At 61.4% G+C, this 818-nt stretch carries 1 protein-coding gene; it reads left to right on the top strand.

The window, feature by feature from the left end; genetic code table 11:
* On the top strand, window positions 1-798 hold a 798-nt coding region (locus IVB50_RS00005; RefSeq protein ID WP_247293520.1), incomplete at its 5' end, for an IS66 family transposase.
* Window positions 799-818 lie beyond the last annotated feature (20 nt).

Raw genomic sequence — 818 nt, 5'->3', positions numbered from 1 at the left:
GGGCGCGGCCAAACGAAGAAAGGCTACTTCTGGGCGATTGCCTCAGACGACCGCGGCCACAGCGGCCCAAGTCCGCCGATCGTGCTGTTCCGATATGCCCCCAGTCGCAGCGGTGCCTTCGCTGAGCAGTTCCTGGATGGCTTTGGCGGACGCTTCCTGCAATGCGATGCCTATGACGGTTATGATCGACTGACCGAAGTCGCTCGACTGCAAGGGCCTTGGACGCTCGTGCATTGCTGGAGCCACTTGCGCCGACGCTTCGTCAAATTGGCCCGCAATAGCAAATCGCCGATCGCCGAGGCCGCCATTCGGCACATCGCACAGCTTTACGCCATCGAAGCCATGGTGCGCGGTGCATCGCCGGACATACGGTTGGCCGCGCGCAAGGAGCACTCGCTGCCAATGGTAGCCGCGTTGAAGTCGTGGTTCGAAAAACAGCTGTCGATGATCTCCAGCGGTTCGACGCTCGCCGAGGACATCCGCTACGCGCTCAATCACTGGCAAGGTCTGACCCGCTTCCTCGAAGACGGGCGCCTCGAGCTCGACACCAACCCTGTCGAGAACGCCATCCGGCCAGTCTGCCTGACCAGAAAAAATGCGCTCTTCGCCGGTCATGAGGTCGGAGCCGAAAACTGGGCCTTGCTCGCCTCGATCGTCGCCACCTGCAAGCTCAACGACGTCAACCCGGCCGCCTACATCGCCGAAACACTCGAGACGATCATCGACGGCCATCCCCATAGCCGCATCGAAGACCTCATGCCGTGGCGATTCCGCAAAACGTCAAGCCAGCCTCAATAGGGTTGCGGCTAAGCGCTTAC

Source organism: Bradyrhizobium sp. 87 (assembly GCF_023073015.1).
GTDB classification, from domain to species: Bacteria; Pseudomonadota; Alphaproteobacteria; order Rhizobiales; family Xanthobacteraceae; genus Bradyrhizobium; species Bradyrhizobium canariense_D.
Note: the sequence above shows the minus strand (reverse complement) of the source record. Positions and strands in the feature narration are given on the sequence as shown.